Origin of the sequence: Streptomyces sp. NBC_01261 (genome assembly GCF_036226385.1) — a bacterium.
GTDB lineage: Bacteria > Actinomycetota > Actinomycetes > Streptomycetales > Streptomycetaceae > Streptomyces.
Genome location: NZ_CP108463.1, coordinates 672,734 through 687,995, shown reverse-complemented (window position 1 = coordinate 687,995; position 15,262 = coordinate 672,734). Strand labels below are relative to the sequence as shown.

The 15,262-nt window shown below is 71.2% G+C and carries 15 protein-coding genes; 9 read left to right on the top strand and 6 right to left on the bottom strand.

Features of this window, described 5'->3' with window-relative positions; all coding sequences use genetic code 11:
- Position 1 precedes the first annotated feature (1 nt).
- From OG226_RS02930 to OG226_RS02900, 7 genes are read left to right on the top strand one after another with little or no spacing between them, the layout of a single operon-like run.
- Positions 2–1,324 carry a phenylacetate--CoA ligase family protein gene (locus OG226_RS02930; protein WP_329347737.1) on the top strand — a complete coding sequence of 441 codons (1,323 nt, stop codon included), beginning with the start codon at positions 2–4 and terminating at the stop codon, positions 1,322–1,324.
- Entirely contained in the window at positions 1,324–2,055 is a 732-nt protein-coding gene (locus OG226_RS02925; RefSeq protein WP_329347736.1) for a hypothetical protein, read from the top strand. The genes OG226_RS02930 and OG226_RS02925 overlap by 1 nt, the downstream gene beginning before the upstream one ends.
- A 2-nt stretch (positions 2,056–2,057) precedes the next feature.
- Positions 2,058–2,969: an SDR family oxidoreductase gene (locus tag OG226_RS02920; protein ID WP_329347735.1), complete on the top strand. Its 912-nt coding sequence runs from the start codon at positions 2,058–2,060 to the stop codon at positions 2,967–2,969.
- 4 nt (positions 2,970–2,973) lie between these two features.
- On the top strand, positions 2,974–3,417 hold the full coding sequence (locus OG226_RS02915) for a Zn-ribbon domain-containing OB-fold protein (protein ID WP_329347734.1): 444 nt from the start codon (positions 2,974–2,976) through the stop codon (positions 3,415–3,417).
- Positions 3,414–4,562 carry a thiolase family protein gene (locus OG226_RS02910; protein ID WP_329347733.1) on the top strand — a complete coding sequence of 383 codons (1,149 nt, stop codon included), beginning with the start codon at positions 3,414–3,416 and terminating at the stop codon, positions 4,560–4,562. The genes OG226_RS02915 and OG226_RS02910 overlap by 4 nt, the downstream gene beginning before the upstream one ends.
- 13 nt (positions 4,563–4,575) lie before the next feature.
- Complete coding sequence (locus OG226_RS02905) at positions 4,576–5,796, top strand: acyl-CoA dehydrogenase family protein (RefSeq protein WP_329347732.1); 1,221 nt, start codon at positions 4,576–4,578, stop codon at positions 5,794–5,796.
- Positions 5,793–6,908: an acyl-CoA dehydrogenase family protein gene (locus tag OG226_RS02900; protein WP_329347731.1), complete on the top strand. Its 1,116-nt coding sequence runs from the start codon at positions 5,793–5,795 to the stop codon at positions 6,906–6,908. Before OG226_RS02905 ends, OG226_RS02900 begins: the two co-directional genes overlap by 4 nt.
- Positions 6,909–6,975: 67 nt before the next feature.
- Here OG226_RS02900 and OG226_RS02895 read toward each other — a convergent pair whose 3' ends face one another.
- The 6 genes from OG226_RS02895 to OG226_RS02870 are packed head-to-tail and all read right to left on the bottom strand — an operon-like array spanning position 6,976 to position 12,342.
- Positions 6,976–8,133, bottom strand: a complete 1,158-nt coding sequence (locus OG226_RS02895) for an acyl-CoA dehydrogenase family protein (RefSeq protein WP_329347730.1) — start codon at positions 8,131–8,133, stop codon at positions 6,976–6,978.
- A 28-nt stretch (positions 8,134–8,161) separates the two neighbouring features.
- Positions 8,162–8,686, bottom strand: a complete 525-nt coding sequence (locus tag OG226_RS02890) for a DoxX family protein (protein WP_329347729.1) — start codon at positions 8,684–8,686, stop codon at positions 8,162–8,164.
- Entirely contained in the window at positions 8,683–9,594 is a 912-nt protein-coding gene (locus tag OG226_RS02885) for an SDR family NAD(P)-dependent oxidoreductase (protein ID WP_329347728.1), read from the bottom strand. Before OG226_RS02885 ends, OG226_RS02890 begins: the two co-directional genes overlap by 4 nt.
- Before the next feature lie 3 nt (positions 9,595–9,597).
- The gene (locus OG226_RS02880; protein ID WP_329347727.1) at positions 9,598–10,764 is read right to left on the bottom strand and encodes a CaiB/BaiF CoA transferase family protein; all 1,167 of its coding nucleotides are present in this window, start codon (positions 10,762–10,764) and stop codon (positions 9,598–9,600) included.
- A 41-nt stretch (positions 10,765–10,805) separates the two neighbouring features.
- Entirely contained in the window at positions 10,806–11,585 is a 780-nt protein-coding gene (locus OG226_RS02875) for an enoyl-CoA hydratase/isomerase family protein (RefSeq protein ID WP_329347726.1), read from the bottom strand.
- A 1-nt stretch (position 11,586) separates the two neighbouring features.
- Positions 11,587–12,342: an SDR family NAD(P)-dependent oxidoreductase gene (locus OG226_RS02870; protein WP_329347725.1), complete on the bottom strand. Its 756-nt coding sequence runs from the start codon at positions 12,340–12,342 to the stop codon at positions 11,587–11,589.
- Positions 12,343–12,427: 85 nt separating this feature from the next.
- On the opposite strand from OG226_RS02870, the gene OG226_RS02865 reads away from it, so the two are divergent.
- On the top strand, positions 12,428–13,570 hold the full coding sequence (locus OG226_RS02865) for an acyl-CoA dehydrogenase family protein (RefSeq protein WP_329347724.1): 1,143 nt from the start codon (positions 12,428–12,430) through the stop codon (positions 13,568–13,570).
- 113 nt (positions 13,571–13,683) lie between these two features.
- Complete coding sequence (locus OG226_RS02860; RefSeq protein ID WP_329347723.1) at positions 13,684–15,258, top strand: AMP-binding protein; 1,575 nt, start codon at positions 13,684–13,686, stop codon at positions 15,256–15,258.
- The last annotated feature ends 4 nt before the right edge of the window (positions 15,259–15,262 follow it).

The window sequence follows — 15,262 nt, the reverse complement described above, 5'->3', positions numbered from 1 at the left end:
CATGGCCGGGGACAGGGACACTGCTGACAGGTACTTCGAGCCACAGGTGGAGACCATGGCCCGGGACCAGCTGCGGGCACGCCAGGAAGAGCGGGTGGTGGAACTCGTCGAGTACGCCTACGCCAACTCGGCCTTCTACCGGGCGCTCTGGGACGAGCACGGGGTGCACCCGCGCCACGTCCGGACCCTGGACGACTTCCGGGCCCGTATCCCGTTCATCACCAAGGACATGGTGCGCGCACACCGGGCCCGCACCGGCGACCCCTTCGGCGGTCTGCTCTGCGTCCCGACCGAGGAGCTGACCTCGGTCTCCTCCAGTTCGGGCACCACCGGCGACCCGGAGTTCTTCGCCGAGATCTGGGAGGGCGCGCCGCCCCTGGTCACCGCACAGGTGCGTGACCTGTGGGAACTCGGACTCAGGCCCGGGGACCGGGTACTGAGCCCGCCCGGCACCTTCCGCAACCTCATGGACGCAGGCTTCCAGGCGCTGGGCGCGGTGGTCATCGAGGTGGACACCTGGATGGGGAACATGCCCGAGGTCGTCGAGGCCCTGCGCACCTACCGGCCGGCCTACCTCCAGATGATGTATCCGCAGATGGTGGAGCTGGAGCACCTGGCCGACACGACGGATCTCAAGGAGGCGTTCTCCTCCCTCAAGGGCGCCTCCTGCGCCGGGCAGCCCCTCAGCCGGAAGATGCGCGAGCGGATCCGCGAGGACTGGGGCATCGACGTCTACGAGTACACCAGCGCCGCCGACACCGGCACCGCCTGGGAATGCCGCGAACACGACGGCTTCCACCTCTGGGAGGACACCGTCTTCGCGGAGTGCGTCGAGGTCGACGAACACGGCTGGCGCGACGCGGCGGAGGGCGACCTCGGCGAACTCGTCGCCACCGACCTCGACAACCGGGCCGCACCGCTGATCCGCTACCGCAGCGAGGACCTCGTCCGACTCTCCCGCGACCGCTGCGGCTGCGGACGCACCCACGCCCGGATGTGGGTGGCCGGCCGGCGCGGCGACGAGACCCTGGTCCAGGGGCGTTCCGTGGTCCTGCGGGACATCTGGCAGGCGGTCGAGGACCAGCCCGAGACCGTGGCAGGCGTCTTCCAGATCGTCCGTGCCGGGCGCGAGGTCGACGAACTGCGCCTGCGCGTCGGCTACGACCCCCGTCTCACCGGCGACGTCGACGCCCTGGCCGGACGACTGGGGGAGGCCGTGCGGGAGCGGACCGGCGTCAAGCCGGTGCTCGACATGCGCACCGAGGAGGACCTGTTGAAGACCATGACCAGCGTCGCCAAGTTCCCCCGGGTGGTGAAGAGTTGATGGCCCGCGCCGACACCCTCGCCCGGGCCCGCACCCTCGACCGGCCCGAACTCGCCTACCTCGTCCGCTTCCCCGCCTCCGAGGGCATCCGGGACGTGGAACTGACCTGGGCGGAACTCGCCCGCGACACCGACTGGGTGACCGCCCGCTTCCGGGACCACGGACTGGCCGCCGGACAGCGGGCGTTGCTGACCACCTCCGGCTTCGAGGGCTTCTGGGGCCACGCGGTGATCGGTGCCCTGCGCACACTGAAGGTGACCTACGGCATCGCCGAGGCGATGGGCTGGGACCACCGCAGGACCGCGGTCTTCCACCGCGAACTGGACCCGCACGCGGTCATCGGCCTGTCGGCCGAGACCCTGGAGGGGCTGGCCGGTGCGGCCGACGTCGGTGAGATGTTCCGGACGACGTCGGTCGTGCTGGCCCGGCCCGCCGCCGTACCGGTGCTGCGCGGGGTCGGCGTGTCCGCCGCCCTGATCGCGACCGTGGGACCGGCCCTCGCGCTGGAGTGCCCCGAGCGAGGCGGTGCGCACGTCAACGCGGCCGAGTGGCGGGTCGGCGCGCGGGACGGACAGCTGTCCGTGGCGGCGGGGGAAGCGCGCACCTCGGAGCTTCCCGAGACCCCGCTCGGCATACCCGGCCACGTGATCACCGGCCGCTGCGCCTGCGGCAGCGAGGACCCGCGGGTCCTGTTCGCCGAGGCCAACCAGTCACCGTCATCAAGGAGTTGAGGATGTCCGAAGGAGTGGTCGACGGCCGGGTCGTGGTCGTCACCGGAGCCGGCAACGGGATCGGCCGGGCACACGCCCTGGCGTTCGCCGCGCACGGCGCGAAGGTCGTCGTCAACGACCTGGGCGGCGCGCGCGACGGCGGAGGCGCCTCGGCCGGGCCCGCCCAGACCGTGGTCGACGAGATCGTGGCGGCCGGCGGCGAGGCGGTGGCCAACACGGACGACATCTCCGCCTGGGACGGCGCCGGCCGGCTCGTCCGACAGGCCGTCGACGCCTACGGCGGCCTGGACGTGCTGGTCAACAACGCCGGCATCCTGCGGGACCGGATGATCGTGTCGATGACCGAGCGGGACTGGGACAGCGTGATCGCCGTCCACCTCAAGGGCAGCTTCGCCACCCTGCACCACGCCGCCGCGTACTGGCGCGAGCGCGCCAAGTCCGGTCACGACAACGACGCCCGGGTGATCAACACGACCTCCCCGTCCGGCATCTTCGGCAACCCCGGCCAGTCGAACTACGGCTCCGCCAAGGCCGGCATCGCGAGCCTCACCGTCATCGCCGCGGCCGAACTCGCCCGCTACGGCGTGACGGTGAACGCCATCGCGCCCACCGCGCTCACCCGGCTCACCGAGGACATCGCGATGATGAGACAGGCCGCCGAGGCCGAGGACCTCACCCCCGAAGCCATCTCCCCGCTCGTCGTGTGGCTCGGCTCGGCCGCCTCCCGCGAGGTCACCGGCCGGGTCTTCGGCGTCGTCGGCAACCGCATCACGGTCCTCGAAGGCTGGGCCAACGGACCCGGCGCGAGTGCGGAGTCGCGCTGGACTCCGGAGGAACTGACCTCGGTAGTACCCAACTTGGTGGCCAAGGCGGCTCCGAACGCCGACGCCCTGGGCAACCGGAACGGGGTGTGAGGACATGACGACCACTCAAATACCCGTTACCGAGGGCCTGTTCACCTGGCCGCCCGACGAGAGCACACCTCTCCGCCTCATCGGGTCCGAGTGCGCGGGCTGCGGACTGGTGAGCTTCCCCGCCGCCGCGGACTGCGTCCGGTGCGCGAGCACGGACTCCAAGGAACGGCTCCTGGCGGACCGCGGGACGCTCTGGACCTACACCACCCAGGACTTCCGCCCGCCGTCCCCGCCGTACGACGGCCCCGAGGCCTTCGAGCCCTACGCGGTCGGCTACATCGAACTCCCCGGCGAACTGCTGGTCGAGGCCCGCCTCACCGAACCCGACCCGGACAAGCTGCGGATCGGGCAGGACATGCGGCTGACGCTCGTGCCGTACCGCGTGCAGGACGACGGCACCGAGGTCATGACGTTCGCGTTCGCCCCGGCCGAGGAGGAGACACCGTGACCGAGGCCGTCATCATCGGCGTGGGGCTCCACCCCTTCGGCCGGTTCCCCGGAAAGCCCGCACTGGACATGGGCGCGGACGCGGTACGGCTCGCGCTCGCCGACGCCGGCGTCGACTGGCCGCGGATCCAGGGCGGTTACATCGGCAGCTACGAGGTCGCCAACCCGGACGCGATCGTCGCCCGGCTCGGCCTGACCGGCGTACCCCTGCGCGGGGTGTTCAACGGCTGTGCCACGGCCGGTACTTCGGTGGCGCTGGCCGCCCGGGCGATCGAGACCGGCGAGCACGACCTGACCATCGCGATCGGCCTGGACAAGCACCCGCGCGGGGCGTTCGCCGCCGACCCGTCCGTGGCCGGCCTCCCCTCCTGGTACGGGCAGACCGGCCTCTTCCTCACCACGCACTTCTTCGGCATGAAGATCAACCGCTACATGCACGACCACGGCATCTCCCACGAGACGCTCGCGCGCGTCGCGTCCAAGAACTTCGGCAACGCGGCCCGGAACGAGAAGGCCTGGCGCCGAACCCCCCTGTCCGTGGCGGAGATTCTGGCCTCGCCCGTGCTCAACCACCCCCTCCGCCAGTACATGTACTGCGGCCCGGACGAAGGAGCGGCGGCCCTCGTGCTGTGCCGGGCCGACCAGGCACACAAGTACACCGGGAAGCCGGTACGGATCCGGTCCACCGCCCTGCGCAGCCGCCAGCTCGGCGCCTTCGAGGTGCAGAGCCCGTCCTTCCCGGTGGGGGAGGTCGTCGCGAGCCCGACCGTGGACGCCTCGCGGGAGGCCTACGAGCGGGCGGGCATCGGCCCCGAGGACGTCGACGTCGCCCAACTCCAGGACACCGACGCCGGATCGGAGGTCATCCACATGGCCGAGAACGGCCTCTGCAAGGACGGCGAGCAGGAACGCCTCATCGCCGAGGGCGCCACCGAGATCGGCGGCAGACTCCCGGTCAACACCGACGGCGGACTCCTCGGCAACGGCGAACCGATCGGCGCGTCCGGACTGCGCCAGATCCACGAGATCGTCCACCAGCTGCGCGGCACGGCGGGAGACCGGCAGATCCCCGGTACCCCACACGTCGGCTACACCCACCTGTACGGCGCGCCGGGCGTGTCGGCGGTCACGATCCTGAGCACCTGAGGGCAGAGCGGACATGGCAGACGACATGCGGGACTTCGCGGCCGAGGCACGCGCCTTCCTCGACGCCCACGCGGCCAAGGCCCCCGACCGCACCGCCCCCGTCTGGGGCGAGGGCGACGACTCGATGGCCTACTTCAGCAGCCTCCCGCCCGAGGCGGAACGCGAGCACGTGCGGCGGGCGCGCGAGTGGCAGCGCGTCCGCCACGAGAACGGCTTCGGCTGGATCACCGGCCCGGTGGAGTACGGCGGCCGGGGCCTGACCCCTGTCCACGACCTGCTCTACGACGCCGTCGAGTCCGAGTACGACGTTGCCGAGACCGGGGTGCTCAGTGTGATCGGCCTCGGCATGATCGGACCGACGATCCTCGCCCACGCCCAACTGACCGTCAAAGAAAGGTGGTTGACCGCGATGTACCGCGGGGACGCCATCGCCTGCCAACTGTTCAGCGAACCCGGCGCGGGCTCCGACCTGGCGAGCGTCGCCACCCGGGCGGTACGGGAGGGCGACGACTGGGTGCTGAACGGCCAGAAGGTGTGGACCTCGGTCGCCCAGCACAGCCAGATCGGCCTCGCCCTCACCCGCACGAACCCGGACGCGCCCAAGCACCGGGGGATCACGGCCTTCCTGGTACCCATGGACGCCCCCGGCGTCGAGGTCAGGCCGCTGCGACAGATGACCGGCGGTGCCGACTTCAACGAGGTCTTCCTCACCGACGTCCGCATCCCCGACGGCCACCGGCTCGGCGAGGTCGACGGCGGCTGGACGGTCGCCCTGACCACCCTGATGAACGAGCGCGCGACCGTCGGCAGCGAGGGTGTCGGCCCGGTGGCCGCCGCGCTGTCCCCGGACCACCTCTCGGCCCTGATGCGCGCCACCTGGACCTGGGACGACCGCGCCCTGCGTGCCCGGCTCGCGGAACTCCTCGTGGACGCGCTGGCCACCCGGCACCTCAACACCCGCGCCCTGCGCACCCTGCGCGCCGGCGGCACACCGGGCCCCGAGAGGTCCGTCTCGAAGCTGATGTACGGCCAGAACCTCACCCGCGCCGCACACTTCGTGTCCGACGTGCTCGGCCCCCGGATCATCGCCGACACCGGACAGTGGGGCACCTACGCCTGGTCCGAACTCCTCCTCGCCACCCCGGCGTTGCGCATTCTCGGCGGCACCGAGGAGATCATGAAGAACATCCTCGCGGAACGCGTCCTCGGACTGCCCAAGGAGGTGCGGTCATGACCGCCGACGAGACCGGCCTGCGTGAACTGCGCGCAGCTGTACGGGAGTTCCTGGAGGCCAAGTCGCCCGAGGAAGCCGTGCGCAAGCTCATGGAGAGCGAGCAGCGCTTCGACCCGACGGTGTGGGCGCAGGCCTCCGAGCAACTGCGGCTGCCGGGCCTGGTGATCCCGGAGGAGTACGGCGGTGACGGCTTCGGCCTCGTCGAACTCGGCGTCGTACTGGAGGAGATGGGCCGCGCCCTGCTCTGCGCCCCCTTCTTCGCGACGGTCGTGCTCGCGACCCAGGCCCTGCTCGCCTCCGGCGACCGGGAGGCCGGCGCACGCCACCTCCCCGGCATCGCGGCCGGCCGGACGACGGCCGCCCTCGCGGTCGCCGAGGACAGCGGATCCTGGGACCCCGCCCTGATCTCCGCACGCGCCGTGCCGGACGGGGACGGCGCCTGGAAACTGACCGGCCGCAAGTCCTTCGTCATCGACGGTACGACCGCCGATCTGCTTCTTGTCGTCGCCCGCACCGTCGCAGGTCCCTCGCTCTTCGCGGTGGACCGGGACGCCTCGGGACTGTCGGCCGTATCGATGGAGACCCTGGACGCCACCCGGGCCATGGCCCGGCTGACGTTCGACACGGTGCCCGCGACGCTCGTCGGCGCGGACGGGGCGGCCGGGCGGACCATGGCCAAGGTGCTGGACATCGCGTCGGTCGCCCTCGCCGCCGAGCAGTCGGGCGGCGCCCGCAGGTGTCTGGAGGCGAGCGCCGAACACGCCCGCACCCGGCACCAGTTCGGCCGGCCGATCGGATCCTTCCAGGCGGTCAAGCACAAGTGCGCGGACATGCTCGTCCAGGTGGAACTGGCCGAGGCCGCCTCGCGGGAGGCGACGCGACTGGCCGACGAGGGCTCCGCGGAGTTTCCGGTCGCCGCGGCGGTGGCACACGCCTGCTGCTCACGGGCGTACCTGTTCGCGGCCATGGAGAACATCCAGGTCCACGGCGGCATCGGCTTCACCTGGGAGCACCCGGCGCACCTGTACTTCCGGCGGGCGAAGTCCTCGCAGCTGTTGTTCGGCGGCCCGGCCGTGTATTACGAGCGGCTGTTGGACCGGCTCGGGATCTGAGGGGACCACGAAGACGAGGAGGGCCCCGGGGCGGTGACCCCGGGGCCCTCCTCGTCTTCGGTGCCGGTCAGCCCCGGGCCGCCTCGCCCAGCAGCGCCTTCGCGATGATGACCTGCTGGATCTGGCTCGTCCCCTCGTAGATGCGGAACAGCCGGGCGTCGCGGTAGAAGCGCTCGACGGCGACCCCGCGCATGTAGCCCGCGCCGCCGTGGACCTGGACCGCGCGGTCCGCGACCCGCCAGACCATCTCGCTGGCGAAGTACTTCGTGCAGGACGGGCCGATCTTGGTGTCCGTTCCCGCGTCGAACGCGCGGGCCGCCTCCAGGACCGTGGCACGCCCGGCGTAGTAGTCGGTCATGGAGTCGGCGATCAGGCCCTGCACGAGCTGGAAGGAGCCGATGAGCTTCCCGGACTGACGGCGCGTGCGGGCGTACTCCACGGACTCGTCCACGAGCCGCTCGGCCATGCCCACGCACAGGGACGAGATGTGCACCCGGCCGTGCGCGATGCAGCCCATCGCCGTGCCGAAGCCCCGGTTCAGACCGGACTCGCCGCCGACGAGGGCGGACGCCGGTACGCGTACGTCGTCGAAGTACACGTCCGCCGTCCACGCGCCGAACTGGCCCATCTTGTGGTCCTTGGGAGCCACGGTGAGGCCCGGGGTGCCGGCCGGGACCAGGAAGGTGGAGATGCCGCGGGTGCGCGGGGCGTCGGGGTCCGTGCGGGCGAAGACCATGAAGACGTCGGCGAGCGGGGCGTTGGTGATGTAGCGCTTGGCGCCATTGATCACCCAGTCGTCGCCGTCCAGGTGCGCCCTCGTGGTCAGGGTCGAGGGATCGGAACCCGCCTCCGCCTCGGTGAGCGCGAACGACGCCAGCACCGCACCCGAGGCGATCCTCGGCAACCACTCCGCCTTCTGCTCCTCCGTGCCCCCGACCATCAGGACGTGCCCGGCGATGCCGTTGTTGGTCCCGAACATCGAGCGCAGGGACGGGGTGGTGTACCCCAGCTCGAACATCAACTGGGCCTCCTCGTACATCGACAGCCCCAGCCCGCCGTACTCCTCGGGCAGTGCGAAGCCGAACAGGCCCATCTTCTTGGCCGCCTCGCGGATCTCCGTGGGCATCTCGTCCTTCTCGTCGATCTCCGCCTCCAGCGGCACGACGCGTTCGCGCACGAAGCGCCGGACCTCGGACAGCACCGCGCTGAAGTCAGCCGCGTCCATGTCGACTCCCTTGTTGCCCTAAGCGATCTCAGTCAGCTGTTTCTGTCTCGTCCGGCTTCCGCTCCGGCCGATAGCACGCGGCCAGCAGCGCGGCGGCGCTCGCCGTGCCGACCCCCAGGGCCAGCAACGCGGGCCCCGCGCCCGTGCGTTGGTGGCGCAGGACTCCGTCCAGCGAGTACCTGCCGGGGCCCAGCGCGGCCAGTGCGACGGCCGCGCCGCCCACGACACCGACGTACTCCCAGCCGCCCTTGAAGACGAAGAAGCCCTTGCCCCGGTGGTCGGTTCGGGCCGCCACGGTCATCAGGCCGACGGCTGCCGCCGCCGGGAGGGGGCTGGCCGCGCCGAGCGTGATCCCCACGCCGGCCGCCATCTCCGTCCCGGCGGCCATCCGGGCGTGCATCTCGGCGGGCCGCAGTCCGAGCGCCTCGAACCAGCCGGTCGTGCCCTTGAGTCCGCCCGGACCGGCGACCTTGTTCCAGCCGTGCGCGAAGAGCATCGGGCCGAGCGTCGCCCGCAGGACGAGCGCGGCGACGTCATGGCCCCGTGTCCTCACTGGCCGACTCCGGTGGCCCGTCCCGCGGGTGCCACACCGTACAACTGCGGTACGGCGTCCACGAGTTCGTCGTAGGTGAGGGCCCCGCCCGACCGGCTGGGGTGGACGGCGGCGACGGTCCAGCCCTGCAACCTGTTCAGCCGGTCGCCCTCGATGCGCAGGACCTGGCCGGTCAGCCAGGCCGCGCTGTCGGAGGCCAGGTAGACCACGACGCCCGAGGCGTTGGCGGGGTCGCGCGGATCGAAACCGTCGACGGCCCGCAGCGATTCGCCGACGGACAGGCCGTCCGTCATCCGCGTGGCCGCGATCGGCGAGATGGCGTTCGCGGTGACGCCGTACTTGCGCATCTCCAGGGCGGTGAGGACGGTGAGAGCGGCTGTTCCGGCCTTCGCGGCACCGTAGTTGGACTGCCCCTGGTTGCCGAACAGGCCGGTCCCGGACGTCGTGTTGATGACGCGGCCGGTGACACGCTCACCCCGCTTCGACGCCTCGCGCCAGTACGCGCACGCGTGCCGGGTCAGCGCGAAGGTGCCCTTGAGATGGACCGCGATCACGGCGTCGAACTCGGCCTCGGTCATCGAGAACAGCATGCGGTCGCGCACGATCCCCGCGTTGTTCACGACGATGTCGAGGCGTCCGAACTCCGCGACCGTGTCCGCGACCATGGTCTCGGTCGCCGCCCAGTCCGTCACCGACGCGTGGTTGGCGACCGCCTGCCCGCCCAGCTTGGTGATCTCGGCGACCACCTCGTCGGCGGGGGAGTCGCCGGTGCTCTCGCCGTGCACGCCGGAGCCGAGGTCGTTCACCACCACGGTCGCGCCGGCCTCGGCCAGCGCCAGACAGTGCGCCCGGCCAAGACCCCGCCCACCGCCCGTCACGACGGCGACCTTGTCGTCGAGGATGCCCACCTGCTACCTCCCGGTTGTGTCGAGTTCGCGGAGTACGTCGTCGGTGTGCTCGCCGAGCGTCGGCGCACCGCTGCGCGGCTTGTCGTCAACACCCCAGAAACTGACGGGTGTTGCCACAGTTCGCAGCGGAGGCGCGTCACCCATGCCGGGCTGTTCGACGAAGGCGCCGACCGCCTCCGCCTGCGGATCGGCCGACACCTCGGCCAGGGTCTGCACGGGCGCCCACCACACACCCTCGGCGTCGAACCGCCGAGCCCACTCGTCCAGCGGCCGACTCGCGAACTCCTCGTCGAACACGGCGATCAACTCGCGTACGTGTGCACGCCGTTGCCTGCCGGTCGCGAACCGTTCGTCCGTCTCCAGGTCCGCGCGGCCGAGCGCCTTGACGACACCGGGCCAGTGCCGGTTGCCCTCCAGACCGACCAGCCAGAACCAGCGGTCGTCGGCGGCCCGGTAGGAGTTGTAGAGCGGGGACTCGTGCTCGGTGCGGTGCCGGGTACGGCCGCGCCTGCCGAAGAAGTTCTGCAGGGCCAGGTCGTTCCCGTTGGCGTAGGTGCCGGATCGCAGCAGCGACACGTCCACGACGCCGCCCTCGCCGGTGTGTTCGCGGCGCAGCAGTGTTGCGAGCACGCCCGCCACCAGGTTCGCCGCGGCCGTACGGTCACCAAGTCCCGGCCGGATTCCGGGTGGTGGCTCGCCGGCCGGGTTGAGCATGGCGGCGATGCCGGGCCGCGCCCAGAAGGCGGAGACGTCGTACCCGGCGCGGTCGCGCTCCGCGCCCGTCCAGCCGTAGCCGGTCAACGTGCCGACGACCAGGCGGGGATGGCGGGCGCGCAGCTCGTCCGGGGCCAGGCCCAGGCGTTCCAGCGCGCCGGGGCGGAGGTTGGTGACGAACACGTCGGCGCGCTCCAACAGCCGTTCCAGTACGCCTTTTCCGTCCTCCGAGCGCAGATCGAGGACGATCCCGCGCTTGCCGCGGTTGTCGGTCTCGAACGGGGGCGCGCTGTCGATGTCCTGGCCGACGTGCCGGAGCGTGTAGCGGTTGGGATCGCCGGTCGGCGCCTCCACCTTCACCACGTCCGCGCCCCAGTCCGCGAGCATGGTGGCCGCGGCCGGAGCCGCCACCCACATGCCCAGCTCGACGACCGAAATGCCCTCCAGTGGCCGCACGGCCCACCTCCCTGCTTGTTGGTGTCTCGTCGGTCCGCCCGCTACTTGCCCTGGAAGTCGCCGGGTCGGCGCTCCCGGAAGGCCTTCAGTCCCTCGGCCCGGTCCTCGGTGGAGAACAGCACCGCGACGGTCTCGCGCTCGTAGGAGATCGCCGCCTCCAGGTCCATCCCGAGGCCGTAGTCGATCAGCCGCTTGCCCGCCGCGAGGGCGAGCGGGGCGCCGGCCGTCAGCCGCGCGGCCAGTGCCTCGGCGGTGCTCACCCCCTCACCGGGCGCGGCCAGTTCGTTGACCAGCCCGAGTGCATGCGCCCGCTCGGCGTCGATCGGCTCGCCGGTGAGGATCATCTGCTTGGCGATCGCGGGCGGGATCAGGCGCGGCAGCCGCTGGGTGCCGCCCGCGCCGGGGAGGACACCGAGCTTCATCTCCGGCAGCCCGAGCCGCGCGCCGCGTTCGGCCACCAACAGGTCGCAGGCGAGGGCCAGTTCCAGACCGCCCCCGAAGGCGAACCCGTGGACGGCCGCGACCGAGGGCTTGGGGAAGTCCTCCAGCAGTGCGTACGCGTCCGTCAGCCGTTGCACGAAGGAACGGAACTGTCCGGGCGTCGTGAACGACTCGATCTCACCGATGTCGGCCCCGGCCGAGAAGGCCCGGCCCGCCCCGGTCACGACCAGGGCCCGTACGTCGTCGTTGTCGCGCAGACCGTCGAGTGCCCTGGCGAGCCGTTCGACGGTCTCGGACCCGATCGCGTTGAGCTGTCCCGGCCGGTCGAGGGTCAACACGGCGATTCTGTCGCGGAGTTCGACACGCAGCACGGTGTCCACCTCAGACCATCGTGAGTCCGCCGCTGACCGAGAGCGTCTGCCCGGTCATGTAGGCGGCGTCGTCGGACGCGAGGAAGGCCACCACACCGGCGATGTCGGCGGGCTGGGCGACGCGGCGCAGCGGGATCGCCCGCACGGTCGCGTCGTACATCTTCTGGCTGTACTCGGCGACCTGCCCGAGCAGCGCGGTGTCGGTGGGCCCCGGGCAGACGCTGTTCACGGTGATGCCGTGCCGGGCCACCTCGCGGGCGAGGGCCTTGCCGAAGGCGATGACACCGCCCTTCGTCGCGGAGTACACGACCTCGCCGGACGAGCCGACCCGGCCGGCGTCCGAGGCGATGTGGATGATCCGGCCGCCGCCCCGCTCGATCATCGGGTCGAGGACGGCCCGGGTCATCGTGATCGTCCCGCGCAGATTGACGGCGATGATCCGGTCCCAGGTCTCCTCGGGGCTGTCGACGAACCGGCCGATGACGTCGACGGCCGCGTTGTTCACCAGAACGTCCACCGGGCCGAGTTCGGCGGTCACGCGGTCCACGGCCGTGCGTACGGCCGCGCTGTCGGAGATGTCCGCGCCGACGCCCGTGGCCCGCACGCCGTACCGCTCCGCGAGCAGGCCCGCGACCTTGCCGGCCGCCTTTGCGTCCAGGTCGCAGACGGCGACCGCGGCTCCCTGGGCGGCGAGCCGGTCGGCGATCGCCTCGCCGATGCCGCGGCCCGCTCCGGTGACGAGCGCCACCTTGTCCCGTACGCTCACGCGCCCTCCCTCGCCCGGCTGCCGATACAGCGCTATCGTATAACTACTTCAGCTAAATAAGCGAGAAGCCTGAGCGGAGTCGAGTATGCGCCGAACGATCTTCACCGAGGAGCACGACCAGTTCCGGGAGACCGCCCGCTCCTACTACCTGCGGGAATGCGCCCCGTACGCCGAGCAGTGGGAGCGGGACGGGCAGGTGAGCCGCGCCGCGTGGGCGGCGGCGGGCAAGGCCGGGCTCATCGGCTGGCAGTTCCCGGAGGAGTACGGCGGCCAGGGAATCTGGGACTTCCGATACAACGCGATCATGGCGGAGGAGATGGCGGCCACCAGCTCGGTCGGCATCGGGCTCGGACTGCAGAACGACGTCATACCGCCCTACCTGACGCACCTCACCACCCCTGAGCAGAAGGCCCGTTGGCTGCCCGGAGTGACCAGCGGCGAGACGATCTGCGCGCTCGCGCTGTCCGAGCCGGCCGCCGGATCCGACCTCAAGGCCATCCGCACGACCGCCCGCCGGGACGGCGACGAGTGGGTGATCGACGGGTCCAAGACCTTCATCACCAACGGCATCCTGGCCGACCTGGTCGTCGTCGCCTGCAAGACCGACCCAGGCGCCGGGCACAAGGGCATCAGCCTGATCGTCGTCGAGCGGGACGCGGAGGGCTTCGAGCGCGGGCGCAAACTCGACAAGGTCGGGATGAAGGCGCAGGACACCGCCGAACTCTTCTTCCATGAGGTCCGCGTCCCCGCCGAGAACCTCATCGGGCAGGAGAACCGCGGTTTCTACCACATGATGGGCAACCTCCCCACCGAGCGCCTCGCCATCGCCGTCTCCTCGCTGGCGGCCGCCGAGCGGGCGTACGAACTGGCGCTGGACTACGCCAAGACCCGCACCGCGTTCGGGCAGCCGATCGGCGAGTTCCAGGCGAACCGGTTCGCCCTCGCCGACATCAAGGCCAAGCTGGGCGCCGCCCGCGTCTACGTCGACGGCTGCATCATGGGTCTGTTCCAGGGCGAGTTGACGCCCGAGGAGGCCGCGGCGGCCAAGTACTGGACCTCGGAGACATGCTGGCAGGTCATCGACCGCTGCATGCAGTTGTTCGGCGGCTACGGCTACGTCAACGAGTACGAGATCGCCCGGATCTGGCGCGACAGCCGGGTGCAGCGGGTGTTCGGCGGGACCTCGGAGATCATGCTGGAGATCATCGGGCGCTCGCTGGGGCTCTGACATCGGGTGTACTCATTGACTACCTTGGATAAATAGGTTAGCTATTTAATCTGGATGAGTGCACGGCCGCTTCCGACTTCCGCCTCCTTCCGAAAGCCCTTGGAGTCAAGAGCATGCATTCCGCCCGCCGCCTGACGTTCGGCGACATCATCCGTGAGCACCGAAGGTCCTTCCCCGACAGCATCGCCCTCGTCGACGGCGAAGTCCGCCTGACCTGGCAGCAGTTGGACGAGCGCACCAACCGCCTCGCCCAGGCCCTCACGGTCGCGGGGGTCGGCCCCGGCGACCGCGTCCTCTGGCTCGGGCAGAACTCCTTCCGCATCTGGGAGCTGCTCGGCGCCGCCGCGAAGACCGGCGCCATGGTCTGTCCCGGCTACTGGCGCTGGGCCGCCCCCGAAATGGCCTTCGCCGTCGAGGACTTCGACCCCAAGGTCGTGGTCTGGCAGGACGAGGAGATCGGCGACACGGTCGGCAAGGCGCGGGCCGAACTGGGCAGCGACCACCGGGCGTTGTGGCTGCGGCACGACACCGAGGGACCCGGTTCCTACGAGTCCTTCCTGGCCGCGGGTTCGGCCGAGGACCCGGCCGTCGACGTCGACCCGGACTCCGCGCTCCTGGTCATCTACACCGCGGCGATCTCCGGACGCCAGTCCGGCTCGATGCTCTCGCACCGCAACCTCCTGGCCATGGGCGCGAGTTCCGCCTGGATGGGCGACATCGGCACCGAGACCGCCTTCCTCGGCGCCGGACCGATGTTCCACATCGGCAACTACCAGTTCTGGGGCGTCCCGGCCTTCGTGCACGGCGGCAAGAACGTCGTCGTCCGCCGGGTCGTCGCCGAGGAACTGCTCCCGCTGCTGGCCCGGGAGCAGTGCACGCACGCGTACCTGATGCCGCCGACGATCGCCCAACTCGTCGCCCTCAACAGCGAAGCGGGCCACGACCTCTCGCACCTGCGGGCCAGCGTCGCCGCCCCCCTGTGGCAGGGAACGGTCCCCACCGACATCAGCCGCTTCACCCGCAACGGCGGCGGCGAGGGCCGCGGCTACGGCCAGACCGAGGTGACCGGCTTCGCCGTGACCGGCGCCTACGGCGGCTCCGGCACCGGCAACGCGGGACGGCCGGGCCCCTTCACCGCCGTACGCATCCTCGACAGCACAGGCAGGGAGCAGGCGGTCGGCGAGGCGGGCGAGATCTGTGTCCGCGGCGACCTCGTGCACCTCGGCTACTGGAACCGGCCCGAGATCAACGAGGAGCGGTTCCGCTTCGGCTGGTGGCACACCACCGACCTCGGGCGGCGCGAATCCGACGGCACGATCAGCTTCCTCGGCACCACGACCCGCATGCTCAAGTCGGCGGCCGAGAACATCTTCCCGGCCGAGGTGGAGAACTGCGTCGAGTCGCACCCTGCGGTGAAGGAGGCCGCCGTGATCGGCGTCCCGAACGAGCGCTGGGCGCAGGACGTCAAAGCGATCGTCGTCCTCCACCCGGACGCCGAGCCGGTCACGGCCGCGGAGATCATCGAGCACTGCCGGGCGCGGATCGCCTCGTACAAGAAGCCGAAGACGGTGGAGTTCGTCGAGGCGTTGCCGCGCACCGAGGACTTCGGCAAGGACTACGACGCGCTCGACGAGCGCTTCGGCGGGGGCGGCTATCCCGGCGGCGACCAACTCGGCGCGGGGCGGTGACGCC